This window comes from Achromobacter marplatensis (assembly GCF_049060505.1).
Classification (GTDB): domain Bacteria; phylum Pseudomonadota; class Gammaproteobacteria; order Burkholderiales; family Burkholderiaceae_B; genus Achromobacter; species Achromobacter marplatensis_A.
Genome location: NZ_JBMGRB010000002.1, coordinates 529,087 through 555,385, shown reverse-complemented (window position 1 = coordinate 555,385; position 26,299 = coordinate 529,087). Strand labels below are relative to the sequence as shown.

The 26,299-nt window shown below is 65.5% G+C and carries 24 protein-coding genes; 18 read left to right on the top strand and 6 right to left on the bottom strand.

What is annotated here, in order from left to right; translation table 11 throughout:
- Nucleotides 1-17 precede the first annotated feature (17 nt).
- From ACI0FO_RS07335 to ACI0FO_RS07320, 4 genes are all read left to right on the top strand, one after another.
- Entirely contained in the window at nt 18-1,532 is a 1,515-nt protein-coding gene (locus tag ACI0FO_RS07335; protein ID WP_416025367.1) for an ABC transporter substrate-binding protein, read from the top strand.
- A 150-nt stretch (nt 1,533-1,682) separates the two neighbouring features.
- A complete protein-coding gene (locus ACI0FO_RS07330) occupies nt 1,683-2,627 on the top strand; it encodes an ABC transporter permease (RefSeq protein WP_416025366.1) in 945 nt (314 codons plus the stop codon).
- The gene (nikC, locus tag ACI0FO_RS07325; protein ID WP_006227378.1) at nt 2,624-3,502 is read left to right on the top strand and encodes a nickel transporter permease; all 879 of its coding nucleotides are present in this window, start codon (nt 2,624-2,626) and stop codon (nt 3,500-3,502) included. The genes ACI0FO_RS07330 and nikC overlap by 4 nt, the downstream gene beginning before the upstream one ends.
- A gap of 14 nt (nt 3,503-3,516) precedes the next feature.
- Nucleotides 3,517-5,385, top strand: a complete 1,869-nt coding sequence (locus ACI0FO_RS07320; protein ID WP_416025683.1) for a dipeptide ABC transporter ATP-binding protein — start codon at nt 3,517-3,519, stop codon at nt 5,383-5,385.
- A 434-nt stretch (nt 5,386-5,819) separates the two neighbouring features.
- Here ACI0FO_RS07320 and ACI0FO_RS07315 read toward each other — a convergent pair whose 3' ends face one another.
- Entirely contained in the window at nt 5,820-6,491 is a 672-nt protein-coding gene (locus ACI0FO_RS07315; RefSeq protein WP_416025364.1) for a LysE family translocator, read from the bottom strand.
- 654 nt (nt 6,492-7,145) lie between these two features.
- On the opposite strand from ACI0FO_RS07315, the gene ACI0FO_RS07310 reads away from it, so the two are divergent.
- The 4 genes from ACI0FO_RS07310 (at nt 7,146) to ACI0FO_RS07295 (ending at nt 10,668) form a co-directional block, all read left to right on the top strand.
- Nucleotides 7,146-7,682 carry a YaeQ family protein gene (locus ACI0FO_RS07310; RefSeq protein WP_105559862.1) on the top strand — a complete coding sequence of 179 codons (537 nt, stop codon included), beginning with the start codon at nt 7,146-7,148 and terminating at the stop codon, nt 7,680-7,682.
- A gap of 113 nt (nt 7,683-7,795) precedes the next feature.
- Entirely contained in the window at nt 7,796-8,395 is a 600-nt protein-coding gene (locus tag ACI0FO_RS07305; protein WP_416025361.1) for a TetR/AcrR family transcriptional regulator, read from the top strand.
- A 112-nt stretch (nt 8,396-8,507) separates the two neighbouring features.
- On the top strand, nt 8,508-9,212 hold the full coding sequence (locus ACI0FO_RS07300; RefSeq protein WP_416025360.1) for an SDR family oxidoreductase: 705 nt from the start codon (nt 8,508-8,510) through the stop codon (nt 9,210-9,212).
- A 7-nt stretch (nt 9,213-9,219) separates the two neighbouring features.
- Nucleotides 9,220-10,668 (top strand): MFS transporter, encoded by a 1,449-nt coding sequence (locus ACI0FO_RS07295; RefSeq protein ID WP_416025359.1) that lies wholly within the window; start codon nt 9,220-9,222, stop codon nt 10,666-10,668.
- A gap of 4 nt (nt 10,669-10,672) precedes the next feature.
- Here the strand turns inward: ACI0FO_RS07295 and ACI0FO_RS07290 are convergent, their stop codons facing one another.
- The 4 genes from ACI0FO_RS07290 to ACI0FO_RS07275 form a co-directional block, all read right to left on the bottom strand.
- A complete protein-coding gene (locus ACI0FO_RS07290; protein ID WP_416025357.1) occupies nt 10,673-11,791 on the bottom strand; it encodes a hypothetical protein in 1,119 nt (372 codons plus the stop codon).
- Nucleotides 11,784-12,419: a hypothetical protein gene (locus tag ACI0FO_RS07285; protein WP_416025355.1), complete on the bottom strand. Its 636-nt coding sequence runs from the start codon at nt 12,417-12,419 to the stop codon at nt 11,784-11,786. Before ACI0FO_RS07285 ends, ACI0FO_RS07290 begins: the two co-directional genes overlap by 8 nt.
- Nucleotides 12,420-12,493: 74 nt before the next feature.
- Nucleotides 12,494-13,081, bottom strand: a complete 588-nt coding sequence (locus ACI0FO_RS07280) for a hypothetical protein (RefSeq protein ID WP_416025353.1) — start codon at nt 13,079-13,081, stop codon at nt 12,494-12,496.
- Nucleotides 13,082-13,155: 74 nt separating this feature from the next.
- Nucleotides 13,156-13,776 (bottom strand): chorismate--pyruvate lyase family protein, encoded by a 621-nt coding sequence (locus tag ACI0FO_RS07275; RefSeq protein ID WP_416025351.1) that lies wholly within the window; start codon nt 13,774-13,776, stop codon nt 13,156-13,158.
- Nucleotides 13,777-14,096: 320 nt separating this feature from the next.
- On the opposite strand from ACI0FO_RS07275, the gene ACI0FO_RS07270 reads away from it, so the two are divergent.
- The 9 genes from ACI0FO_RS07270 to ACI0FO_RS07230 all read left to right on the top strand — a co-directional run bounded on the left by ACI0FO_RS07270 (nt 14,097) and on the right by ACI0FO_RS07230 (nt 23,758).
- Nucleotides 14,097-15,002, top strand: a complete 906-nt coding sequence (locus tag ACI0FO_RS07270) for a nitrilase family protein (RefSeq protein ID WP_416025349.1) — start codon at nt 14,097-14,099, stop codon at nt 15,000-15,002.
- A gap of 22 nt (nt 15,003-15,024) precedes the next feature.
- Nucleotides 15,025-16,191, top strand: a complete 1,167-nt coding sequence (locus tag ACI0FO_RS07265; protein WP_416025348.1) for a substrate-binding protein — start codon at nt 15,025-15,027, stop codon at nt 16,189-16,191.
- A 56-nt stretch (nt 16,192-16,247) separates the two neighbouring features.
- Nucleotides 16,248-17,081, top strand: coding sequence for a branched-chain amino acid ABC transporter permease (locus ACI0FO_RS07260; RefSeq protein WP_416025346.1), 834 nt, complete (start codon nt 16,248-16,250; stop codon nt 17,079-17,081).
- On the top strand, nt 17,074-18,891 hold the full coding sequence (locus ACI0FO_RS07255) for an ABC transporter permease subunit (protein ID WP_416025344.1): 1,818 nt from the start codon (nt 17,074-17,076) through the stop codon (nt 18,889-18,891). The genes ACI0FO_RS07260 and ACI0FO_RS07255 overlap by 8 nt, the downstream gene beginning before the upstream one ends.
- Nucleotides 18,888-19,601, top strand: a complete 714-nt coding sequence (locus ACI0FO_RS07250; RefSeq protein ID WP_416025342.1) for an ABC transporter ATP-binding protein — start codon at nt 18,888-18,890, stop codon at nt 19,599-19,601. Before ACI0FO_RS07255 ends, ACI0FO_RS07250 begins: the two co-directional genes overlap by 4 nt.
- 61 nt (nt 19,602-19,662) lie before the next feature.
- Complete coding sequence (locus ACI0FO_RS07245; protein WP_416025340.1) at nt 19,663-20,826, top strand: transporter substrate-binding domain-containing protein; 1,164 nt, start codon at nt 19,663-19,665, stop codon at nt 20,824-20,826.
- A gap of 2 nt (nt 20,827-20,828) precedes the next feature.
- Entirely contained in the window at nt 20,829-21,464 is a 636-nt protein-coding gene (locus tag ACI0FO_RS07240) for an ANTAR domain-containing response regulator (RefSeq protein ID WP_416025338.1), read from the top strand.
- 25 nt (nt 21,465-21,489) lie between these two features.
- Entirely contained in the window at nt 21,490-22,989 is a 1,500-nt protein-coding gene (locus tag ACI0FO_RS07235; protein ID WP_416025336.1) for a M81 family metallopeptidase, read from the top strand.
- A gap of 37 nt (nt 22,990-23,026) precedes the next feature.
- Nucleotides 23,027-23,758 (top strand): pseudouridine synthase, encoded by a 732-nt coding sequence (locus ACI0FO_RS07230; RefSeq protein ID WP_105559822.1) that lies wholly within the window; start codon nt 23,027-23,029, stop codon nt 23,756-23,758.
- 98 nt (nt 23,759-23,856) lie between these two features.
- On the opposite strand, the gene ACI0FO_RS07225 is transcribed toward ACI0FO_RS07230, so the two are convergent.
- Nucleotides 23,857-24,762, bottom strand: a complete 906-nt coding sequence (locus ACI0FO_RS07225; RefSeq protein WP_416025681.1) for a LysR family transcriptional regulator — start codon at nt 24,760-24,762, stop codon at nt 23,857-23,859.
- Between the two features lie 347 nt (nt 24,763-25,109).
- On the opposite strand from ACI0FO_RS07225, the gene ACI0FO_RS07220 reads away from it, so the two are divergent.
- The gene (locus ACI0FO_RS07220; RefSeq protein ID WP_416025679.1) at nt 25,110-26,285 is read left to right on the top strand and encodes an efflux RND transporter periplasmic adaptor subunit; all 1,176 of its coding nucleotides are present in this window, start codon (nt 25,110-25,112) and stop codon (nt 26,283-26,285) included.
- Nucleotides 26,286-26,299: the final 14 nt, after the last annotated feature.

Below are 26,299 nucleotides of genomic sequence, written 5' to 3'. Positions count from 1 at the left end.
ACAAGGGGAAAAACACAATGAAACGCTTGACCATGACCTTCGGCACCAGCTTGCTGGCGTTGGCTGCGGGGGCCGCATGCGCCCAGAACATCCGGATCGGCCTGCAAGAAGACCCGGACGTGCTGGACCCGCACCGCGCCCGCACATACGTGGGCCGCATCGTGTTCACGTCGCTGTGCGACAAACTGGTGGACATCGATCCCAAGCTGCATTTCGTACCGCAGTTGGCCACGTCGTGGACGTTCAGCCCCGACAACAAGGTACTGACTTTCAAGCTGCGCGAAGACGCGCTGTTCCATGACGGCACCAAGTTCGACGCGGCGGCGGCCAAGGCCAACCTGGAACGCGCCATGAGCCTGCCGGACAGTCTGCGCAAGGGCGAACTGGCCTCGGTCGAGAAAGTGGACGCGCCCGACGCGTCGACGCTGGTGCTGACGCTGAAGAAGCCAGACGCGACCTTGCTGGCCCAACTGTCCGACCGCGCCGGCATGATGCTGTCGCCCAAGACCTTCTCTGACGCGGACGTGGCGTCGGTCGGGCGCAAGCCCGTGTGCTCCGGGCCGTACAAGTTCGTTGAACGTATCCAGAACGACCGCATCGTGCTGGAAAAATTCGACCAGTACTACAACGCCAAGGACTACGCTTTCAAGCGCGTGACGTTCTTGCCCATTCCCGACACCACGGTCCGCTTGTCGAACCTGCGTGCGGGCGACCTGGATATGCTGGAACGCCTGAACCCGTCCGATGCACCGCAGGTCAAGACCGACGCCAGCCTGACGTTCGCGCCGGTGGCGGGGCTGGGTTTCCAGCAGTTCATGTTCAATGTGGGCAACGGCAAGCGGGCCGAAGACAATCCGTTCAAGAACAAGCTGGTGCGCCAGGCGTTCCAGTACGCGCTGGATCGCAACGCCATCAACGAGGTCGCGGGCGGCGGTATCTTCGAACCCGCCCAGCAGCCGTTCCCGCCGGCAAGCCCCTACCATAGCGACAAGTTCCCCGTCACCAAGCGCGACGTGGCAAAAGCCCAGGCCTTGCTGAAGCAGGCCGGCTTTGAACGCGTGAAGGCCGAGCTGGTGTTCGGCAACAACACCACGACGTCGTCCATCGCCGAGATCGTCCAGGCCATGGCGTCCGAGGCGGGCTTCGACCTGTCCTTGCGCCCCACCGAATACGCGGCCTTGCAGAAGGAAGCGTCTGGCGGCAATTTCCAGATCGTGATGCTGGGTTGGTCCGGCCGGGTGGATCCCGACGGCAACGTCCATGCGTTCGTGACGTGCAAGGGCGCGCTGAACGACGGTCATTACTGCAACCCGGAAGTGGACAAGCTGCTGAACGAGGCCCGCACGGTGCCGGATGAAGCCCGCCGCAAGGCGATCTACGAGCAAGCGCAGACCATCATCCAGGACGAACTGCCCGGGGTGTACAACTACTACCAGCCGTGGCCGTTCGCGATGGGCAAGAAGGTCAAGGGCTTCACGCCGTATCCCGACGGCATGATCCGCCTGAAGGGTGTGACGTTCGCGCAGAAGTGACAATGCGGCGCGGCGGCCTCTCTGGGGCGCCGCGCACGTTGAACGCGGCGGCGCTGTGCGGCGACGCGTTCAATGGTTCTTTGCGGCGGCCGCGCGCCAGGTGTTGTTGGCCTGACGCCGTCCGCCGTTCCTGTTCTACGGTTTTCCCACATGCTTAAACTCATCTTGCGCCGCGTGATCGTCGCGATACCGACACTGATACTGGTGTCGATGATCGTCTTCATGCTGCAAAAAATCCTGCCTGGCGATCCGGTGTTGACGCTGGCCGGCGAAGAACGCGATCCGGCCGTCCTGGATTACCTGCGCGACAAATACCGCCTGAACGATCCCTTGCCCATGCAGTACGCGGCGTGGGCCGGGCAGGTGCTGCAAGGCGATCTGGGCAAGTCCTTGCGCACCGACGTGCCCGTCACGACGCTGATCGCGCAAAAGCTGCCGGTGACGTTGCAACTGGCCGCCATGGCGATGTTCTTTGCGCTGTTGATCGGCATCCCGATGGGGATCCTCGCCGCGGTGCGCAAGGGCAAGCCCATTGAAATGGGCGCCAATATCGCGGCGTTATCCGGCATGTCGATTCCCAACTTCTGGTTGGGGATCATCCTGATCATGGTGGTGTCGGTGCAGTGGAAGCTGCTGCCCGCCTCGGGCTATGTGTCGCCGGCCGAAGACTTCTGGCTGTCGATCAAGACCATGCTGATGCCGTCGCTGGTGCTGTCCACCGCGATTGCGGCTTACTTGATGCGCCATACGCGGTCGTCCATGCTGGAAGCGCTGTCCGCCGACTACGTGCGCACAGCCCGCGCCAAGGGCGTGTCGCCGCGTAGCGTGGTGCTGCGCCATGCGCTGCGCAATGCGCTGATGCCGATCGTCACCCTGGTGACCTTGTTGTTCGGCGAATTGTTGGCCGGCGCCGTGCTGACGGAACAGGTCTTTACGATCCCGGGCTTCGGCAAGCTGGTGGTGGACGCGGTGTTCACGCGCGACTACGCGGTGGTGCAGGGCGTGGTGCTCTGCGTGGCGGTGGGCTTCATCCTGATGAACCTGCTGGCCGACATTCTGTACATCCTGGTCAATCCCCGCCTGAGGCACTCATGAGCGCACTTCCTGCAACGGCCGCAGCCGTCACGCCGCCCCGCAGCCGCAACCGCGCCTGGGGAAAATTCAAACGCAACCACATCGCGATGCTGGGCCTGGGCATTGTGGCTTTCTTCGTCCTGCTGGCCGTGCTGGCGCCGTTCATCGCCAACCACGACCCGCTACAGACCAGTTTCACCACTATTCGCAAGGCGCCGTCGGCGTCTTACTGGCTGGGCACGGACGAGCTGGGCCGCGATATTTTCAGCCGCATGGTCTATGGCGCCCGCGCGTCCCTGATGGCCGGCCTGGTGTCCGTGCTGATCGCGCTGGTGGTCGGGGTGCCTTTCGGGCTTGCCGCCGGCTACTTCGGCGGCTGGACCGACAGCTTCATCTCGCGCGCCACCGAGGCGCTGCTGGCCATCCCGTTCCTGATCCTGGCCATCGCGCTGGCCGCCTTCCTGGGGCCCAGCCTGACCAACGCCATGATCGCCATCGGCGTGTCGGCCGCGCCCAAGTTCGTGCGCCTGACGCGCGGGCAGGTGCTGGCGGTAAAGAATGAAGACTATGTGCAAAGCGCCCGGGCGCTGGGCGCATCCGACTTGCGCATCATCGGCCGGCACGTCTTCCCCAATGTGATGCCGCCGCTGATCGTCCAGGCCACCATCACGATCGCCACCGCCATCATCGCGGAAGCCAGCCTGTCCTTTCTGGGGCTGGGCCTGCAGCCGCCGACGCCGTCGTGGGGCTCGATGCTGAACACGGCCAAGAACTTCATGACCCAGGCGCCCTGGATGTCGATCTTCCCCGGATCGGCGATTTTCCTGGTGGTGCTGGGCTTCAATCTGCTGGGCGACGGGCTGCGCGATGCGCTCGATCCGCGTCAGGAAAAGTAATCACTATGGCAACCATGGATCCCAAACGCGTCGTTCAGGTCAATGACCTGACTGTGCGCTTCAAAACGCCTGACCGCACGGTCGAAGCCGTGCGCAATGTCTCGTTCCATGTCGATCGCGGCGAAACCCTGGCCATCGTGGGCGAGTCGGGGTCGGGCAAGTCGGTGACGTCGCTGGCGCTGATGCGCCTGGTGGAGTACGGCGGCGGCAAGATTGTCAACGGCGACATGTTTCTGCGTCGCCGCAGCGGCGAGGTGCTGGATCTGGCCCACGCGCCCGACACCACGCTGCAACGCGTGCGCGGCGCCGACGTGGCGATGATTTTCCAGGAGCCGATGACGTCGCTGAACCCCAGCTTCACGGCGGGCAACCAGATCGCCGAGGCCCTGCAGCTGCACCAGGGGCTGGACGCGGCCGGCGCGCGCGCGGAGACGCTGCGCATGCTGGAACGCGTGCGCATCCCCGAGGCCCGCGCGATCCTGGACCGCTATCCGCACCAGTTGTCGGGCGGCATGCGCCAGCGCGTGATGATCGCGATGGCGCTGTCGTGCAAGCCTCAGCTGCTGATCGCCGATGAGCCGACGACGGCGCTGGACGTCACGATCCAGGCGCAGATTCTGCAACTGATCCGCCAGTTGCAGGAAGAGATGGACATGGGCGTGATTTTCATCACGCACGATATGGGCGTGGTGGCCGAAGTGGCCGACCGCGTGCTGGTGATGTATCGCGGCGACAAGGTGGAAGAGGGCGGGGCGGACGAGATCTTCGCGCGTCCGCAGCATGCCTATACGCGCGCCTTGCTGTCCGCCGTGCCGCGCCTGGGCGCGATGCACGGCACCGACGAACCCGCGCCGTTCCCGCTGCTGAAGGTCGAGGAAGCCGCCCACGTCGCCGATCCTGCCGCGCTGGTGGATGCGCCCGTGGCGGCGCCGACGACCGTCCGCCGCGAGAACGGGCCGGTCCTGAAGGTGCGCGACCTGACGACCAGTTTCGATATCACCGGCGGCATTCTGGGCCGGGTGCAGAAGCGGGTGCACGCAGTCGAGAAAGTCAGTTTCGATCTATACCCCGGCGAGACGCTGTCGCTGGTGGGCGAGTCGGGTTGCGGCAAGACCACGACAGGGCGGTCGTTGCTGCAACTGGTCAAGAGCAAGAGCGGCACGATCGAGTTCGACGGCAAGAACATCGGCGCGCTGCGCGGCAGCGCCATGCAGACGTTGCGCCAGCACATCCAGTTCATTTTCCAGGACCCGTTCGCGTCGCTGGATCCGCGGATGACGGTGGGCTATTCCATCATGGAGCCGCTGTTGATCCACGGCGTGGCACGCGGTAAGGCGGCGCAGGACCGCGTGCGCTGGCTGATGGACAAGTGCGGGCTTTTGCCTGAAATGATCGACCGCTATCCGCACGAGTTTTCGGGCGGCCAACGCCAGCGCATTTGCATTGCCCGGGCGCTGGCGCTGAATCCCAAGGTGGTGATCGCGGACGAGTCGGTGTCGGCGCTGGACGTGTCGATCCAGGCCCAGATCGTGAATCTGCTGCTGGATCTGCAGCGTGAGCTGGGTGTGTCGTTCCTGTTCATTTCGCATGACATGGCGGTGGTGGAACGCGTAAGCCACCGGGTGGCGGTGATGTATCTGGGGCAGATCGTCGAGATCGGGCCGCGGCGAGCAATTTTCGAGAATCCCCAACATCCCTATACGAAGAAGCTGATGGCCGCGGTGCCGATCGCGGATCCGCAGCGGCGGCACCGGGAGCGGTCATTGCTGGTGGACGAAATTCCCAGCCCGATGCGAAAGCTGGGGGACGATCCGTTGGTCGAACCGTTGGTGGCGGTGGGCGAGGGGCATTTCGTGGCGAGACATTCTATTGGGGTTTATTGAGGCTTGATGGGTTGTTCTTGAGGTGGGACTGGCGGGTGAGTTTCTGAGACGCGTTGGCGGTTGAGTTTTTAAGACGCATCTGGCGGTGGGGCGGGGGGTGTGCTTGGCGTTTTGGCCTCGGGTGGAGTAGGAGGGAGGAGTTTGCGGGGTCGCCAAAGACGGCCGCGCGGGCGGCCTTTTTTGGCGTTTAGGCGGGCTTGCGTCGGGTAGTGGCGCTTCGCGAATGCGGCGTGATCCTGACTGATCGTGCTCGTAGGATGGGTGGAGCGCGGCATGGCATGGCTTCGTGGCGAATCGTTCAACGCGCGAAACCCATCATCGAATATACGTAATCCGTCATCAAAAGCAGACGACCCATTATCGGATACCCAATACACGTTGTCGGACATCCAACATACGTGGCCGGACACGGGGTGTAATCTTCCTCTTTCGGGTCAGCGCTTCTCCAGCGCCAGCTTCAATCCGAACGCAATAAACACCGCGCCCGTCATGCGGTCCAGGCCGCGCATCACGGTGGGGCGGGATAGCCATTTTGCCAAAGGGCGTGTGGCGGCGACTAGCAGAGTGAACCAGAGTACGCCCAGGAGGGCGTGGACCGCGGCCAGCAACAGGCTGAAGGTCAGCACGTTGGCGCCTGCCGGGATGAACTGCGGCAGGAAAGTGATGTAGAAGATGCCGACCTTCGGGTTCAAGGCATTGGTCAGGCAGCCACGCAGGAACCAGCCGGTGGCGCTGGTGGAGGCGTATGGCAGGGCGGATGCGGATGCGGAGGCGGTGCCCGTGCTGGTCATCTCTGCCTGCACGGACCGGCGGCCAGGCAAGGTGCGCCATAGCAATTTGGCGCCCAGATAGAACAGATAGGCGGCAGCGCAGATGCGCAGCGTGTTGTACGCCAGCGTGGAGACGGCCAGCAGGGAGCCCAGGCCGAAAGCGGCGATGGCGCCCCAAAGCAGGCATCCCGCGCAGATACCCAACCCCGCCATCAGCGCGCGGCGTCCGCCCTCAACGGCGGCAGTTCGCAAGACCAGCGCCGTATCCAGCCCCGGCGTGATCGTGAGGATGGTGGCGGCCAACGTAAAGGCGAGCAGAGCGGCAGTGGCGGTCATGATCGGAAGCTAGGGCAAGGATAGAGGGCCAGGAATGCCAGGCCGGCGCCCACCAGCAGCGCAACGCGGCCAATCGCCACTTTAACCCCAGTGCGGATGGGCGGCGCGCGCACAAAGTCTGTCTACGCACACTACCGTCCACCGCGCGCCGCCCATCTCTACCTACCCCCGCACTTGAAAGCGCACTAACACCCGCCCTTTCGCATTCGCGCAAGCGTCCACCGCCACGACGAAGCAAGGCACGTATGCCGATTTCGGCCGCCCGGGCGGCCGAAATCGGCGGGCCCCGCAAGCATCGCCACCGACCACGGCTCCAGCAGCGCATCAATCCAAGACGGCGCCAGCTCGTCGGCGTGGGCGGCATGGGCGCGAGCAACCTCGATGCGCCCGAGGGAATCGGAAGGGAGCCGCAGGCGGACGACGATGACAACGGGGTAGTCCGGCGCCTGCGCACCGGACCGCAATCGTGGGCGCGAGCGCCCATGCCGCCCACGCCGACGAGCGACCGACAACGTGCCAGCCGAAAGCCCGCAACGACGCCCCGCAACAATGCCGCCCAACGATGCCCCACGACGCCCCGCAAACACCCCCAGCCGCCAAGCGTTATCATTGCGGCCTTCACGCAATCTGCACGATTTCAACGGATTTTTCGCTATGGCCCTGCGCGCCACCATCTACAAGGCCGAACTTAACGTTGCCGATACGGACCGCCACTACTACGGCAGCCATTCGCTGACGGTCGCCCGCCATCCCTCGGAAACCGACGAGCGCCTGATGGTCCGCCTGGTCGCCTACGCCCTGCATGCGCAGGAAGAGCTGGCGTTCACCAAGGGTTTGAGCGACACCGACGAACCCGATTTGTGGGTCAAAGACCTGACCGGCGCGGTCAAATTGTGGATCGAAGTCGGTCAACCCGAAGAACGCCGCATCCTGCGCGCCTGTGGCCGCGCCGACGAAGTCATTGTGTATTGCTACGGCGGTTCGGCCAGCAAGATCTGGTGGGATGGCGTGCGCAACAAGTTGGAACGCACCCGCAACCTGAAGGTCATCAACCTGCCGTCGGACCAGAGCCGCGCACTGGCCAAGCTGGCCGAACGCACGATGCAGCTGAACGCGAACATCTCGGATGGCATCGTGTACTTTTCGGCCGACAAGGGCGAGGTCAGCGTCGAACCCGAGGCCTGGCGGTAACCGCCGCACCCACAGGACGGCATCGCGGCGTTACATATTCACCCTGGATTTTTCTTGCCCGGGGTGTTTTTGCGGGATTAATATGATGATCATCATATTTTGGATTTCCTCCCATGCCCGGCCCGTCCTCCCGTAAAGCGCTTTCTCACGAACGCATCGTCGACGCGGCCGCGCGCGCGATCCGGCGTGAAGGCTATGCGGGCGTGGGCGTGGCCGACGTCATGAAAGAGGCCGGGCTTACCCATGGCGGCTTCTACGCGCATTTTCCGTCGCGCGACGCGTTGTTGGCCGCGGCCATGGAACGCGCCGGGCGCGATGGCGCGGCGCGCATGTCCAAGAGCATTGCCCAGCGCCGAGAGGAGGGGGCCAGCCCCTTGCAAGCCTGGGTCGAGGCGTATCTGGGCGAGGCGCATTTGAAAGGCTGTGAAGGCGGCTGTCCGGTATCGGCGTTGGCGTCCGAAATTCCTCGTCAGTCGAGCGAGGTGCGCGAGGTCTCGGCGTTGCGGGTGCGGCGCTTGATGGATGCCGTGCGGCAGGTCCTGCCCGAGACGGCCGGCAAAGAGGCCGCGGCGGCCGTGACCAGTACGTTGGTGGGCGCGCTGCAACTGGCCCGGGCGTTGGGCGACAACCCCGAAGGGCGCGCCGTGCTGGCCTCCGCCCGACATGCCATCCTGGACCAATACGACCACGAGGCCCGCCCCGCATCCGCCTGACACGATCCCTATCCAAAGGCCGCATTGCGCGGTCTTTTTACCGACCAAAAATATGATGATCATCATATTTCGTCGACTTTCGTTGCTGTATCCCTACCAAGGACATCCCATCATGGATTTGAAGAATGCAGTGGTTTTGATTACTGGCGCCAACCGCGGCTTAGGGTTGGCATTTGCCCGCGAGGCGCTGGCCCGTGGCGCGCGCAAAGTCTATGCCGGCGCACGCGATCCTTCGACGGTTACGTTGGCCGGCGTGGAAGCCATCAAGCTGGACGTGACGAACCCGCAAGACGTGGCGGCGGCCGCCGCGCATGCGTCGGATGTGACGCTGGTCATCAACAATGCGGGCATCGCTGCCACCGGCAGTTTCATGGCCGAGGGCAGCATCGAATCCGCGCAACGCCATCTGGACACCAACCTGTTCGGTTCGTTGCGCGTGGCGCAGGCGTTCGCGCCGGTGCTGGCGGCCAACGGCGGGGGCGCGCTGTTGAATGTGCTGTCCATCGCCAGTTGGATCAATGGTCCGTTGCTGAGCGTGTACGGCATGAGCAAGTCGGCCGCCTGGGCCATGACCAACGGCCTGCGCAACGACCTGCGGGCGCAGAAGACGCAAGTGTTGGGCCTGCACATGGGCTTTGTGGACACGGACTTGACCCGCGGCATTGATGGCCCGAAGTCCACGCCGGCGTCCATCGTGGGGCAGGCGTTTGACGGGTTGGAGGCGGGCGCCGAGGAGGTGCTGGCGGACGAACGCACCCGCCTGGTCAAGCAGGGCTTGTCCGCCGAGCCGGCGGTGTACTTGAAAGCGCTGGGGTAGGAGCATCATGCGCGCTACCGCCCGCTCCACGTCTGCCGCCTCATCGGCAGCCCCGTCGGCCAACGACCCGGCGATCCACGCCGCGAATGCGCCCGCCGCGGCCTCTCCCTGGCCCGTCTTCTGGGTGGCCAGCATCGCCGTGTTCCTGGTGTCGCTGGATGGCACCATGCTGTATGCGGCATTCGGCGCCTTGCGCGCCGGCTTTCCCCAGGCTTCGGCTGCCGACATGTCGTGGGTGCTCAACGCCTACACCGTCGTGTTCGCTGCCATGTTGATCCCGTCCGGCGGCCTGGCCGACACGCATGGTCGCAAGCGCATGTTCATGGTGGGCGTGGTGCTGTTCCTGGCCGCTTCCGCCGCGTGCGGCCTGGCGGGCAGCGTGGGGTGGCTGATCGCCGCCCGCGTGTTGCAGGCCGTGGGCGCGGCGCTGCTGACGCCGGCCTCGTTGTCGATCGTGCTGGCCGCCTTTCCGACTTCCCAGCGCGCCGTGGCGGTCAGCCTGTGGGGCGCGGTGGGAGGCCTGGCCGCCGCGGTGGGCCCCAGCCTGGGCGCGTTCGTGGTGGACGTGGCGGGCTGGCCGTGGGCCTTCTACATCAATCTGCCGCTGGGCGCCTTGTCGCTATGGTACGGCGCGGGCCTGTTGCAAGAATCCGTGAAGCCCGATGCGCGCCGCCGCGTGGATGGTGTCGGCATGGCGCTGCTGGTTGTGGCGGTGGGGGCGTTGGCGCTGGCGATCGTGCAGTCGGAATCGCCGTCGTGGAGCCGCGTGGAACTGGGCGTGGTGGCTGCCGTGGGCGTCGTGTCCATGGGCGCCTTCGTGGCGTGGGCCCGCGCCACGCCGCACCCGCTGGTCGATCTGTCGCTCTTCAAGCATCGCACCTATCGCTATGTGAACCTGGCCACGCTGAGCTTCGGCATCGCTTTCGCGATGATGTTCTTTGCCTTCTTCTTCTACATGACGGGGGTCTGGCATTACAGCCTGCCGCGCGCCGGCCTGGCCGTGACGCCGGGCCCGCTGCTGGTGATGCCCACGGCGATCTTGACCGGCCGGCTGGCGGCGCGCATGGGCCACCGCCCGTTCCTGGTGGGCGGCGCCTTGATCTATGCAGCCAGCGGATTGTGGTTCTTGCTGGTGCCGGGCGAGCAACCCGCCTATGTGACGCAATGGCTGCCGGGCCTGCTGCTGAGCGGCATCGGCGTGGGCATGGTGTTGCCGTCGTTGTCGGGGGCGGCCGTCAGCCGCCTGCCGGCGCAACACTACGCCGTGGGCAGCGCCGTCAACCAGGCGACGAGGCAGGTCGGCGGTGTGATGGGCGTGGCGATCACGGTGCTGATGCTGGGGCATGGCGCGGTGAGCCATGCGGATTTCTCGCCGCTGTATGTCGGGCACGTCGCCTTGGCGCTCTTGACGGCCGTGCTGTGCCTGGCAGTGGACACGCGGCCCCGCCAGGCGTGATACGTCACTGCGTGCAGGCGTCCGGCGCCAGATTGGCCGGGTCGCCGCACGCGTTCCATTGCGTGGGCGTCAAGGCCGGCACCAGCGCGACGCGCCCCATCGGGTCGAAATAGAACAGGACCCGGCCGGGATGCTGGTGCATGGCCTGCCAGATATGTTCTTGGGCCTGCGGCGTCACGTGCGCCGTGCCTTGCGCGTCGGTTTCACCCTTGGCCAGCACGGCCTGCAGCTCGGGGTCCCAGGACGATTGGTCGTCGCCGTCCATCGGTACGTCTTCGGGAATGCGCACGATGCGCCACGCCACGCCCGGGATCTCACCCGGCATCGCCGCCATATGTTCGCGCAGGCGCGGGTACAGACGGTCGGGGCGTGTAGCGGGTTCGGGGTAGGCAAGAGGCTCCGCGCTATCGTTCGGCGCGGCGAACGCGGAATATTGCCGCACGTAGCGCTGCGCCGGCTTGCCTTGCGCATCGAAGGTCTGGACGGCCAGCGGTTGGCCCGGCGATAGCGTGTCGATGACACGCAGCAGACGGCCCGAGGCGTCGTGCAGATAATGGCGGCTGACACCGGGGCCTTTGGCGTCGCCGCAGCCGTCGTCGATGAAGGTGGTCAGCACGCCTTGCGCGTCGCGCCGCAGGCAGGCGCGGCGGGTCGCGGAATAGGGCTGCGCGCTGGATGATCCCGCGAAGTCGTATTCGGTATAGGCCGCCAGTGCGCCCGTCGCGTCGTAGGCCAGGCGATAACCGCCTTCAAGCACGGTCCCGCCGCGGATCTTGCCATAGCGTTCCACCCGGCACAGCTTGCCGTCCGGATCGAAATAGAGGCGTGTGGGCGCGGCCGCGGTTTCCCGGACCCGGTAAGCCGACCAATCAACCTTGTCGGTCCAGGTGTGCGGAGTCGGGTCGCCGCGCTCGTGGGTCCAGGCCAGCTTGCGGTTCGTGGGGACGCGTTCGCCGCGCTTGCCCAGCAACACGCGGTCGTCCGTCAGGTCCACGGACACCGGCACTGCCGGTCGCGTGGAGGGCACGGAAAAATCGGTATCCACCGGCCCGCACGCCGCCATGGCGGCCGGGGCAAGCAGCGCGTGGGCGGCCAAGGCAAGGACGATCGGCAACTTACGCATACTGTTGCGCGTCCATGTATTGCACCAGGTCCCAGAATTCCTTGGACACGCCGCCCAGTCGCAGTTTGCCTTGCGTGTCTTCAAACAGCAGGAACGGGTAGGCGTCGCGAGTCAACACGCCGGGTTCCGGCAGCCGGTAAGGCTTGTAGATTTCGGGGTTGTTGAAGTAGTCCTCCAGCCGTCCGCCGCCATCCACATGCATATAGCGCACGCGCAGCGTCTGCTGCTTGAAAGCCGCCAGGGTTTCGGGATAGACGCCGCCGTCGCCCGCGACGACGGAATGGGACAGCGCCGCCATGAATACGCGCTGGATGCCGACGAAGCGGATTTCACCGTGCGTGCTGTCGCCTTGGGCGCGGGCCAGCTCCTTCACCACCTGCGAAGCGCGCGAACCGGGCACCAGCGTGTTGGCGAACAGCTTGTCGACGTCGGCGTTCTCGCGATCGGGCATCTGGCGGAACTGTTGGAAATCCTGCCGGAAGGCATCCAGCCACTGCTGGTAGCGTTGGTTTTCCAGTTGGCGGTCAAAAGTCTGGGCGACGCTTGCGCCAGCATGCAGCGTGAAAAGGCTGGCCACGGCAAGCAGCCAGAAACGTCGGAACCAGAGGGTGAGCCTGTGAGGGGGCATGTCAGTGACCGGGCGGCCAAGGGAAGGGGAAAAAGCGGAAAGAAAACGGGCAGAAAACGAGCGGATGATCGCCGTCATTGCGGGCGATCCGACGCAGCATCCGATGCCGTATTCGCTGTACTCACTGTATCGGCCGTATTCGCCGTATCCACCGTACTAGCGCGCCCGCGGCCGGGCCAGCCGTAGAACCAGACCGTGCACAGGAACGCGCCGACCATACCGGGCAAGGCGCCCACGACGAAGGGGAACAGCAGTTCCGTCCATTGGAATTCCCGGCTGCCGAATCCGCTCAAGAACAGGAAGCCGCACAGGGCGCCCACCCCTGTCATCATGCCCAACGCCGGCCACGTGGGGCGGACGGGTTTGAGCGCGCCCGCCACGATGCCGCATAGCAGCGCAGGCACGATGCCAAAGACATAGAACCATGGCAGACCGAAGATGGCGGTTATCAGGTTCTGGCCTTCCAGGGTGACGATCGCGACCCCGATCATCAGCGCGACGCCGCCCACGGCGGGCGCAACGAAAGCGTACATGATGCCGCCAGCGACAAGGTCGCTGACAATGCGGCGGCGGGTGTCGTCCGGTCGAGGCCGCCGGAAGCGGTAGCCGACGGCGGCAAGGATGCCAAGCAAGAGCAGGCCCAGAACGAGGAAGAGTCTCATTGCCTTATTCTGGCACAAGAGTCAGGGCGTGGCGCATGCGCCCTGGGATGTGCCCGGCATCGCCGGCCGGCGTCTCAGCGTGGCGTGCGCTGATGGGGCATCAAGGGCGGCGCGGGCTGGTCAGCGATCAACTCCCAGAACCCCGGCAGAAAGCACTCCGCCACCAGCAACGGCTGGCCCTGGCGCCAGAACACGGACCGTCGCGCCCAGATGCGGGCGGCGTCGCGGTCGCGCTGCTCGGGCGGCAGCACGCCACGCGCCGTAGCGTGAAACGGCACCGGCGAGGCCAGCCGGCGGCAGGCGAACGGCGACCGAATGACGGTGCTGTCGTGGTACAGCATGTCGGCCAGCGGCCGGGTCAGCAGCCGGCGCATGCCTTGCCATGCGCCATGCGATGCGCCCAGCGGCGTCAAGCTGCGGGCCGGCACGCTGTCCACGCCGTTCACCGACATCAGGACTTCACGGATCCAAACGGGCGTGCCGGGCGCGATGCCCATTGCGCGGGCTTCATCCAGCGGGGCGCCGTCGGCATACTCGGCCAGTACGCGCAGGCGGACCTGGCCGACCTGGCGCAGGCCGGCGGTGAGCGCGCCGGGCCGGAACAGCCAGTGGCGCACGGCAGGAGGCAGAACGGGCGGGGCGATGGCAAGCCAGCCTGCGGCAAGGGGAGGGTGATGTGCTGCGGGTTTCATCATGGCTGCGTATTATGCCAAGCCCGGCTGACGGCCCCAATGCGTCGCAGTGACGCAGCGTGGGCGCTGCCGGGAAAAGCCCGCTTTAACGCGACGGGCCGGCACGCGATTCCAGCGTTCGGGAAAGCACTTATTGTCGCGGGCGCGGGCGTCTCTCTATTATCTGCCCACGGTCAAGATTGACCAGAATGCCTTCAAGGCATGCAGTACCCCGCAGCAATAATTGCTGCTTGAACATTCAGTATGGCTATAGAAGCCCCCGACTTGCACGCAATGCGTGGTCGGGGGCTTTTTCGTTTTCAATTTTCGAAGAGGGAGATCGCATGCAAGCGTCGGATCCGCAACGTTCCCCGGTCCAGTCGACCTGGGTGGCCAGTGTGCAGATGGCTCCCGTCATCGGCGACGTTGCCGCCAATGTGGCCCGCTCGGCCGCCATGGTGGAGCAGGCCGCCGCGCAAGGCGCGCGGCTGGTGGTGCTGCCCGAACTGGCCAACACGGGCTATGTGTTCGAAAGCCGCGAAGAAGCCTATGCCTTGGCCGAGGCAGTGCCCGGTGGCCCCAGCTCGCAGGCCTGGATCGCGCTGGCGCAGCGGCTGGGCATCTATCTGGTGGCGGGCATCGCCGAGCGTTGCGGCGACCGGCTGTACAACGCCGCGCTGGTCGCCGGCCCGGCCGGATATCTCGGCACCTATCGCAAGCTGCATTTGTGGGGCGACGAGAATCTTTATTTCGAACCCGGGGACCTGGGCCTGCCGGTGTTCCATACCGAGCTGGGCCGCCTGGGGGTGGCGATCTGCTATGACGGCTGGTTTCCCGAGGTGTACCGCATGCTGGCGGTGCGCGGCGCGGACATCGTGGCGGTGCCGACCAACTGGGTGCCGATGCCGGGGCAGACGCCCGACGGGCCGGTAATGGCCCATGCGCTGACCATCGCGGGGGCGCACAGCAACGGCTTGACGGTGGTGTGCGCCGACCGCGTGGGCACGGAACGCGGCCAGCCGTTCGTGGGCCGCAGCCTGATCGTGGGATCGCAAGGCTGGACGGCCGCAGGCCCCGCCAGCGCCGATCAGGAAGAAGTATTGCTGGCGCCCATCGACGTGAAGGCGTCGCGCCGGGCGCGCCAATTGAACGATTTCAACCACGTGCTGCGCGATAGGCGCTGCGATCTCTACGACGAGCAACTGGGCGCGGACGACGCCCCGCGGCAACGTCAAGCGCCGGGCATGTAGCCCACTTCCAAGGAGCAACCTTATGAAACCCCTGTTCAGCAGCTTCCGCATCCGCTTGTCGTTCATTGCGTTACTGGCTGGCGTTGCCAGCGCGCACGCCGCGGAACCCTTGCGCATTGGCGTGCCGGTTGGTTTGTCGGGCGCCAATAGCGTGGTGGCGCCCGGCGTGGTGCAGGCGTCCCAGTTGGCCGCCGACGAGATCAACGCGGCCGGCGGCATTCTGGGCCGCCAAGTTGTGCTGGAAATCGCCGATGACGCGTCGGGCGCCGTCGGCGCCCAAAAGGCCTACGACACCCTGGTCTTCCAGAAGAAGGTGGATGCCATCATCGCCATGGAGACCAGCGCGGCCCGCAATGCCGCGCTGCCCATCGTGTCGCGCGGCAAGGTGCCGTACATCTATACCTCTTTCTACGAAGGCCGGTCGTGCAACCGCTGGATGCATGTGAACGGCTGGGTGCCCGAGCAGCAGGTCGCCCCGGTGGTGGACCACTTCATGCAAGCGCGTAAAGCCAAGACCTTCTTCCTGGTCGGCAGCGACTATGCCTTCGGCCGCGGCATGTTGAAGTTCACGCGGGCGTATATCGAAAAGCAGGGCGGGCGCGTGGTGGGCGAGGAATACCTGCCCATCGATGGCTCGGACTGGACGCCGGTGGTGTCGAAGATCCGCTCGGCAAACCCCGATGCGCTGATCAGTTCGACGGCGGGCGGGGGGCCTAACGTCAGTCTGGCCAAGCAGATCAAGGCGGCAGGGCTGTCCATGCCTTACGGCAACCTGGCGATCGACGAGGGCACGGCCAAGACAATGGGCGATACGGCGGTGGGCATGTATATGTCGGCGTCTTACCTGACCAGCATCGATACGCCGCAGAACCGCAAGTTCCTGGACGGCCTGAAAGCGAAGTTCGGCAACGACGCCAAGACCGCCAATGAATTCTCCGGCCCGCAATATGAGGCCTTCTACCTGTACAAGGCGGCTGTCGAGCGAGCAGCGGGCTTGGATCCGCAGAAAGTGGTGCAGGCCCTGAGCGAGGTGTCGTTCGATGGCCCCCGTGGCCCCGTGAAGATGGACCGGCAGCGCCACGCCGCGCTGACCATGCGCCTGGGGCAGGTGCAGCAGGACGGTTCCATCAAAATCCTGCAGACCTTCAATCAAGTCGACCCGGGCGCGCAATGCCCGGACTTGAAGTGACGCCGCAGTAACGTGATAAGCGCCGCCGGCCCGTCCGGCGGCGCCGGAGACCGATTATGGGTTTGCTGCTGGACATCTTGAGCACGGCCGCCATGCTGTTCATCGTGACGTCGGGGTTGATGATCATCTTCGGCGTGATGAAGATCGTTAATTTCGCGCATGGGGCGATTCTTACGCTGGGAAGCTATGCCAGCCTGGTGGTGACCCAGCTGGGCTTGAACCCCTGGCTTGCGCTGCCGTTCGCGCTGGCGGTCGGCGTGCTGGTGGGCATGGGCGTGGAACGCCTGATCGTTCAGCCCCTGTACAAGCGGCCGCTGGACGCCATCCTGGCCACCTGGGGGCTGGGTATCGTGATCGGCCAGCTCATCACGGTCGCCTTCGGGCGCGAGGTTCAATTCGTGGACTCGCCGATCCAGGGCGCCGTGTCTTTCCTGGGCACGGAGTATTCGGCGTATCGCCTGTTCCTGGTGCCCGGGGCGCTGCTGATCTATGCGGCCATGACCTTGCTGCTGAACGGCACGCGTTTCGGCGTGCGGACGCGCGCCGTGATCATGAACGAAGATCTGGCGCGCGGCCTTGGCATCAATGCCGAACGCATCCGCTTCACGACCTTTGGCCTGGGCGCCGGGCTGGGCGCGCTGGCCGGCGCGCTGATCACGCCGCTGTCCAGCGTGGACCCCAACATGGGTCTGCCGTGGCTGGTCAGCGCCTTCATGCTTGTCATGGTGTCGGGCCACTCGATCACTGCGCTGTTGTTGACCTGCCTGGTCTACGGCGCTTGCCAGGTGCTGGTGAGCATCTTCGTCAGCCCGATCCTGGGCGGCGTCACCATTGCCGTGCTGGCCGCGTTGACGCTGCGCCTGCGTCCCCAAGGATTCGCCCATGACTGACCATTCGCTTGCACAACCGCGCGAGGCCGCCACGGCGCCCGAGACGCGCGCACGGCGCAGCCACGCATTGCCGTGGCTGGCCGGCATGTGCCTGATCCTGACCGTGGCGGGCCCGTGGCTGTTCGACACCTATTTGCTCAACGTGCTGATCAAGGCGCTGTTTTTCGCGATGGCGGCGGTAACGGTGGACGTGCTGTGGGGCTACACGGGCCATCTCACCTTCGGCCAATCGGCTTTTTTTGGGGTTGGCGCCTACGCGGCGGGCCTGGCCTTCACGCACTACGGGTTTTCACCGTCGATCGCCATTCTCGCCGCGTTGGCGGCGGTGGGCGCGGCGGCGCTGTTGGCGCTGGCGACCGGCTGGCTGTCGTTCTATCGGGGGGCGTCGCCGTTCTTCGCGACGGTCATCTCGCTGGTGCTGCCCATCGTGTTGACGCAACTGGTGCTGGCCGGCGGCACGTACACCGGATCGTCGTCGGGCCTGACGGGCTACGAGACGTTCGATCTGTCGCTCGAGGCCTGGTATGTGATCGCGGCAGGCTCCCTATCGGTGGTGGCCTTGCTGGCGTGGGTGGTGGTGCGCAGCGACGGCGGCCGCATCCTGGTGGCCCTGCGCGACAACGAGTCCCGTTGCAGCTATCTGGGCTTGAACACCGCGCATTGGCGCATCGTGCTGCTGGTCGTGTGCGGCGCGGTGGCCAGCCTGGCGGGGTTTGGCTATGGCGCGTTCAGCGGCGTGGTGGCGCCGGAACTCACGGGCTTCGTGTTCGGCACGGAGCTGATCATATGGGTGGCGCTGGGCGGACGCGGCACCATCTGGGGCCCGGTGCTGGGGGCCATCCTCATCAACGTGGCGGGCTCCTACCTGAGCGGGAACATGCCGTTCCTGTGGCAGTTGCTGCTGGGCGTGACGTTCATCCTGATCATCCTGTTGTTGCCGCGCGGGCTATTGCCCCTGTTGACCGCGCCGTTCTTCCGGCGCGGTCAAGCGGTCGCGGTGCCAGTGCTGGGCGTGCGCGCGGGCCAGTCGCAGCCAGCCAACGGCGCGTCGCAGGCATTGAATCTGTCTGGGGTGGCCAAGCGCTTTGGCAGCCTGAAAGTGCTGGAAGGAATCGATCTGCAGGCCCGAGGCGGCGAACTGGTGGGCCTGATCGGCCCCAACGGCGCGGGCAAGACCACCCTGATGCGTTGCATCGCCGACGGCGCCGAACGGTCCGAAGGCGACCTGGAGCTTTACGGTCATCGGGTGCAGCGGGACGGGCCGGAACAATGCGTGCGCTATGGCCTGGGCCGAAAGTTCCAGAACGCCAATGTGTTCGATACGATGACCGTGGCGGAAAGCCTGCGCATCGCGACGACCCTGCGGGAACAACCGTCGTGGTGGCGGCGTTCGCCCACGTTGGACCTGCCGCCTTACGCGCTGGAAGTGCTGCGCGTGACTGGGTTGGACCAATGCCTGGCCACCGTGGCCCGCGACCTGTCGCACGGGCAGCAGCAGGCGCTGGAGCTGGCGATGGTGCTGGCGCTGGAGCCGCGCATCGTCCTGCTGGACGAACCCACGGCCGGCCTGTCCAAGGCCGAACGGGCGCAGATCGGCCAGATGCTGTCGTCGCTGGCGCACAAGTACGGGCTGTGCTGCCTGCTGGTCGAGCACGACCTGGATTTCGTGAAGGAAGTGGCGACGCGGATCGTCGTCTTGCACCAGGGCCGCATCGTCATGGACGGGAGTTTCCAGGAAGTCGTGGAATCGGAATTGGTGCGCACCATCTATGCAGGTAGCGCGCAGGCCGCGCAAGGAGCAGGGCAATGACGGGTATCGCACCGGCATTAAGCGTGGAAGGCGTGTCCAGCGGCTATAAAGGTTCGGTGGTGCTGAACGAGGTGTCGCTATCGGTCGATCGCGGCGCTTGCGTGGCGCTGTTGGGCAAGAACGGCATGGGCAAAAGCACGCTGCTCAAGACGGTCATGGGCTACCTGCCCAAGCTGCGCGGGCGCGTCCGCCTGGGCGCGGTCGATGCCACCCGCCTGCGTCCGCACGAAGTGGCGCGCTGTGGCGTTGCATACGCGGCGCAGGAACAGCCCCTGTTCCCCGACCTGAGCATCCGCGACAACCTGCGCCTGGGCTTGCCCCGCGATGATCTCTTCGACGAGCGCTTCGCCGACATCGCCGAACTGTTTCCGGTGTTCGCGACGCGCCTGCGCCAGCACGCCGGTACCTTGTCGGGCGGCGAACAGAAGATGCTGCTGGTGGCGCGCGGGCTGATGCAGCGGCCCGAACTGTTGCTGCTGGATGAAATCACCGAAGGGCTGCAGCCATCGGTGATAGAACGTCTGGGCCGCGCCCTGAACTGGGAACGCGAGCGCCGCGGCACGACCATGCTCATCGTCGAGCAGAATGTCGCGTTCGCGCTGGACGTGGCTGATCGCTATCTGGTGCTGAAACAGGGCGCGATCGTGGACGAGGGCGAGGCTGGCGCGCCCGAGGCCATCGGCCATATCATTGACCATCTGAAGGTATGAATGCCGTCGCCCCCGCTGCGGCGCGGGCCGGCATGCTCGATTCACGCATAAGGACGCAATCATGACCTCGCTCCAGGACCAGGACGCGGAACGGCCCGGGTGGCGCATCGGTGTGCTGTACTCGCGCAGCGGCGTGACGGGCACGACCGAATCGCAGCATTTCTTCGGAACGGTGCTTGCCGTGGAAGAGATCAATGCCTTGGGCGGCGTATTGGGCCGGCCGCTGGAACCCGTGGTGTACGACCCCGGCAGCGACGCCGAAGAATACCGCCGGCTGGCCGCCCGCCTGCTGTTGGATGACGAAGTCAGCGTCATCTTCGGGGGCTGCACCTCGCATTGCCGCAAAGCGATGCTGCCCGTGGTTGAGCGCAGCAATTCCTTGCTTTGGTACGGCTCGGTCTACGAGGGCTTCGAGTATTCGCCCAACGTCATCTACACGGGGGCGGCGCCCAACCAGGGCAGCATGCAGCTGGCGGCCTACCTTATCCAGAACTGCGGCTCGCGCATCTTTCTGGTGGGCGCGGACTACATCTACCCGCGCGAAACGAACCGCATCATGCGCGAGACCGTCGAAGAGCATGGCGGCGAGATCCTGGACGAAACCTATCTGCCCTTGGGATGCGACGAAAGCGACATCATCGACGTCGTGGCGGATATTCGGCGTATCCAGCCGGACGTGGTGTTTTCCACGCTGATCGGCGCGGATGCGCAACGCTTCTACCAGCGCTACCACGAGGCCTGCCAACAGGCGGGGGCGCAAACGGCCCACATCCCCATCGCCAGCCTGACCATGGCGGAATCCGAGGTGGCCGAGATCGGGCCACAGCGTTGCGTGGGGCACATCACCGCCGCCACGTATTTCAATACCGTCGATACGCCCGCCAACCGGCATTTCCTGTCGCGTTGGCGCGAGCGGTTTGGCGACCAGCCCGCCAGCGTCTATGCCGAAACGTGCTACAGCCAGGTGCACCTGTTCGCGCGCGCGCTGCAGCGCGTGGGCAGCATGGACACCCGCAAGCTGGTACGGGCGGTGCATCAGGTGCAATTCGATGCGCCAGATGGGCGGATGTTCATCCTTGCCGAAAACAACCACTGTGTGCTGACGCCGCGCATTGGCGTGTGCCGGGCCGACGGGCGGTTCGATATCGTCTGGGAAAGCGACCAGCCGGTGAAGCCGGACCCTTATCTGACGGCGTTCGGCCTGGACGAATTCTGGTTGAAATGAGCATGGACCATAGCCTTCGCCGCCTCTACGAGGACCTGCGCAGCGTGGCCGTCGCGGTGGTGTATCCGCCTGGCGAAGACCGCGACGTGCTGGTCGAACAGCTCAAGCGCATCGGCTGCCGCATCCACTTGCACTGGCCGTTCCCGGATGCCGCACCGGCCGGCGCGGACGTCATCTTCTTCCAGGTGTCGCAGTGCGTGCAGAACAGCTCGGCTTGGTCGGCCAGCGAAGTCGAGGCCACCCTGATCGCCCTGTCCGAATACGAAACGCCCACCACGCTCAAGCAACTGCTGAAGACCAATGCCCATGGGGTGCTGACGCGGCCATTCCGTTCGGCGGGCATTCTTAGCACGCTGGTGCTGGCGCGGTCGGCCAAGCAGTTCCAGAACCGCCAGCAGGTCAAGATCGACAAGCTGGAAAACACCATCAAGGCGCGGCGCGTTATCGAAAAAGCGATCCGCGTGCTGATGGATCACCAGCGGCTGGACGAACGCGCGGCCTATGAGCACATGCGCACTCGTGCCACGGGTTTGCGCGTCAGCGTGGCCGAAGTCGCCGCGATGATCATCGAGGCCAGCGAAGCCATGGAAAAGCTCGGCCTGGGCGGCACACGCCCGGGGCCGCCGTCAATCGGCTAAGTACCTGCCGGCAAAGAGGAAAACAATGAAAGTCATGATTGCCCGCTTGAACCACGAGACCAATACGTTCTCGCCCGTGCCGACGCCATTGGCCGCTTTTGGCAACGACGGCCCCGCCTTCGGCGCGGCGGCCTACGAAGAGAACAAGGGCAAGCGCACGGCGATGTCGGCCTTCATCGACATCGCCGAGGCGAACGGCGCGTCGGTGGTCACGCCGGTGTCCGCCACCGCGTATCCCAGCGGCCGGGTGGACGCGAAGGCCTATCGCAAGCTCTGCGACGAGATCGTGGCCGGCGCGCGCGGATGCGGCGCCATTCTGCTGGACCTGCATGGTGCCATGGCGGTCGAAAGCACCGACGACGGCGAAGGCGACCTGCTGGAGCGCTTGCGCCAGCAGACGCCCGACGTGCCGATCGCCGTGGCGCTGGACCTGCACGGCAACGTGACGCCCAAGATGATGGCCAACGCCGACGTCATCGTCAGCTTCAAGACCTATCCGCACGTGGACATGTACGAAACCGGCGAGCACGCGGGCCGCATCCTGTTCGACTGGCTCAACGGCGGGCCGCGCCCGGTGATGGCGTGGCGCCGCCTGCCCTTGATGACGCACACCTTGCACAGCGCCACGGCGCAAGGCGCCATGCGCGACGCCGTGCAGGCGGCCCGGCGCGCCGAGGACGCGGGCACGTTGGCCGTATCCGTGCTGGCGGGATTCGCCTTGGCGGACATCCCATACCCTTGCCTGAGCGTGGTGGTGGTGGGGGCGGGCGAGCCGGCGCTGGCCGAGCAGGCAGCGACCGGGATGGCGCGCTCCATCTGGGCGGCGCGGGACGGCTTTTTCTACGACAGCGAACCCCTGGCCGATTCCCTGGCCCGCGCCGTCGAGCTGGCATGCGGCGCAAGCAAGCCGGTACTGCTGCTGGACCATGGCGACAACTGCATGTCTGGCGGCACCTGCGACACCATGGAAGTGCTGATGGCCGCGGTGGACGCCGGTTTGACGGGCATTGTCGCGGGCCTGTACTGCGATCCCCAAGCCGTGGAGGCGTTGACGGCGGCGGGCGAGGGCGCCCAGGTCGATATCCTGGTGGGCAACAAGCGGCCGATTCCCGCCATCGGCCGGCCCGCGGCGCCGGTGCGGCTGCAGGGCGTGGTCGGGGCCGTAACCGATGGCCAATACGTCATCACGGGTCCCACCTATACCGGGCAGACGGCGTGCATGGGCCGCAGTGCCGTGCTGGATATTGGCGCGGCGCAACTGGTGATCACCGAGCGCACCCACGAACCCTGGGACCTGGGCGTGTTTGAAAGCATGGGGCTGGACCCGCGTCGGGCGCGCTTCGTGCTGGTCAAATCCCGCATGTACTGCCGGCCGGTGTTCGAGCCCATTTCGCAGGCGCTGGTGGAATGCGCCAGCGCGGGCGTCACCAGTTCGGATTTTTCCCTGTTCCCCTACGAACGCCGGCGTCGGCCGCTGTATCCGCTGGATCCCATGGCGCTGTCCGACTACGACCCGTCGGCCTGAGCGGCAGGCCGGCGGGCGTCCGCATACAATACCGGCCATGGAAAAAGTACGCATCTCCAAGCTCATGTCCGAGCGCGGACTCTGCTCGCGCCGCGAGGCCGACAGCTATATCGAACGCGGCTGGGTCCGCGTGGACGGCGCCGTGGTGTCCGAACTGGGCGCCCGGGCCTATCCCGACCAGGTCATCACGCTTGAGCGCGCCGCGCAGGCGCGCCAGACCTCACGGGTAACGATCCTGATCAACAAACCAGTCGGCTATGTGTCCGGCCAGGCCGAAAAAGGCTATACGCCGGCGGTGGCGCTGATCGATTCGCGCTCGCGTTTTTCGGGTGACCGGGCGCCGCAACGCTTCGAGCGCGCGCACCTGGATGGGCTGGCCGTGGCCGGCCGGCTGGACATCGATTCCCAAGGCCTGCTGGTGCTGACGCAGGATGGCCGCATCGCCAAACACCTGATCGGCGAAGATTCCAGCGTCGACAAGGAATACCTGGTGCGCGTGCAGGGCGATCTCTCGGACCGTGGGCTTGAACTCCTGAATCACGGCCTGTCGCTGGACGGCCGCGCGCTCAAACCCGCCCAAGTGCGGTGGCAGAACCACGACCAACTGCGATTTGTGCTGCGGGAAGGCAAGAAGCGGCAGATCCGCCGCATGTGCGAACTGGTCGGCCTGAAGGTCGTGGGCTTGAAGCGCGTGCGGATCGGCCGCGTGTCGCTGGGCGACCTGCCTCTGGGCCAATGGCGCTATCTGCGCGACGACGAAGGGTTCTGACCCCCGTTTTTCCGGAATGTCCGCCGCTCCGTCGACGGGTGCGGCCGCCACGCCTGCGCGGTGGTCGGCAGATTTTTCAATCTGTTTCCAAGACGCCGTTACTTCATGAAAGCGGGGGTATTCTTCGCTTGCCCGTCGCTACCCAGGCGCTCCATCAGAAATTCGATGAAGATCCGTGTCTTGGCGGGCAGAAGCCGGGTTTCGGTGACCGCATAGACAGGGAAGGGCCCCAGTTGCCAGTCCGGCAGCACGCGCCGCAGTTGGCCTGACTGCTGTTCGGCCGTCTGGCCGCCCACCAACACCGCGATGCCCGCGCCCAGCATGGCCAACCGGCGCGCCATGGCGACGCCATTGACTGAAAACCGGTTACCCGGCGTGAATTCAATGTGCTGGTCGCCGTTGGAAAGCGGCCAGCGGGTCACGCGGCCGGCGCCTTCGGCGCGGAACTCTATGCACTCGTGGCGGGTCAAGTCGCTGGGGTGCCGCGGTTCGCCGTGCTTTTGCAAGTAGTCATGCGAGGCATACAAATGGGCGGGCAGCATGCCCAGCAACCTGGCAATCTGCGTTGAGTCGGGCAGGTCGCCGATTTCGATGGAGATGTCGCAGGTCTGGAATACGCGCGACGCGTGGTCCGGATTGGCAAGGTCAAGGAAAAACGTGACGTCGGGATAGCGGCGGGAGAATTCCATGAACGATTCAGCCAGGAAGTCCGTGCCGAAATCCGCGGGCATGTTCACCCGCAGCGGCCCGGCTGGCGTATCCACCAGCTTCTGCAGTTCTTCATGGGCGATCTGCGCTTCGGCGACGATGCGCTGGCAGCGTTCGAAGTACAGCCGGCCCGCGTCGGTCAGTTCCACCTTGCGCGTGGTGCGGCTAAGCAGCCGCAAGCCGACGGATCGTTCCAGTTCGGCCACCTGGCGAGACAAGGTGGACTTGGGGACGCCCAGTGTCGCCGCCGCGCGGCTAAAACTGTGCGTCTTGGCCACTTCCACGAAGAGTTCCATGCCTTGTAAGCGTTTCATGGCGAGATTCTGTCATAGGCCGGGAAGATCTAATTGTCCCATAAATGGAATGATGTTTTCTTAATGTGCCCCTTTGTTTCCTGGGCGGGATAACTCAGAATGCGAGTTCTGCAATGCAGCAATGCGACTAAGCCCACCCTGCGTGTTCAACGCGAATCCACCCAGTTGATGCACTGCCTTGCCAGTTCGGGCGCGGCTAGGCGGTTTGTTTTTGCCGCTTTGCCTGCCCGGGGCAAAAAAGCCCTTTTAGGGGCAGCAAGCCCGCGAAAGCGGGTGCAGCGTGGGGCCTCATATTTTTTGGAATGCAATCTATGAACAAGAAAAGCGCTATGTGGCGCGGCGCGGCGATCGTCACGCTGACGGCATCGGCTCTCACCCTGGCCGCTTGCGGCAAAAAGCAGGACGCGCCGCAGGCGGGCAAGCCGCAAGTCTCGGTCGTGACCTTGACCACGCAGCCCGTTTCCCTGACCACGGAATTGCCGGGCCGCACCTCCGCATTCCGGGTTGCCGAAGTCCGGCCCCAGGTCAACGGCATTGTCCAGAAGCGCCTGTTCACGGAAGGCGGCGAGGTCAAGGCGGGCGAACAGCTCTACCAGATCGACCCCGCGCTCTACCAGGCCAGCGTGGACAGCCAGAAGGCCGCCCTGGCCCGCGCGCAAGCGCAGCAAAAGACCGCCGCCTTGCTGGCCGAACGCTACAAACCGCTGGTGGCCACGCGCGCCGTCAGCCAGCAGACCTATGACAACGCCGTCGCGTCGCGCGACCAGGCCGCCGCCGACGTGATGTCGGCCAAGGCCGCGTTGGATACGGCCCGCATCAACCTGGTCTACACCAAGGTGCTGTCGCCCATCGACGGCATCATCGGCCGGTCCTCGGTGACCGAGGGCGCGCTGGTCACGGCCAACCAGACCGGTGCGTTGGCTGCAGTGCAGCAAATCGACCCGATCTACGTCGACGTGACCCAATCCAGCGTTCAGTTGCTGCGTTTGCAGGACGCGTTGGCCAGCGGCCAGTTGAAGAAGGCCGACGGCGAGCAGGCCGCGCTGGTCACGCTGACGCTGGAAGACGGTTCGCAATACAAGCAGACCGGCAAGCTGCAGTTCTCGGAAGTGACCGTGGACCAGGGCACCGGCTCGATCACGCTGCGCGCGGTGTTCCCGAACCCGGACCGCCGTCTGTTGCCCGGCATGTTCGTGCGCGCCCGCCTGGCGGATGGCGTGGCCGCCGACGGCTTGCTGGTGCCGCAACGCGGCGTGACCCGCAACCAGCGCGGTCTGCCGACGGCGCTGGTGGTCAATGCCAAGAATCAGGTCGAACTGCGTGAATTGAAGACCGACCGCGCCATTGGCGACAAGTGGCTGGTGACCGACGGCCTGGCCGCTGGCGACAAGGTCATCGTGGAAGGTCTGCAGATGGTGCGTCCGGGCGTCGAAGTCGTCGCCACCGAAGCGGGCGCCAATGCGCAGCAGCCGCAGGCGGCGAATGCCGCGCCGGCCAAGCAGTAATCAGGGAGCCATGC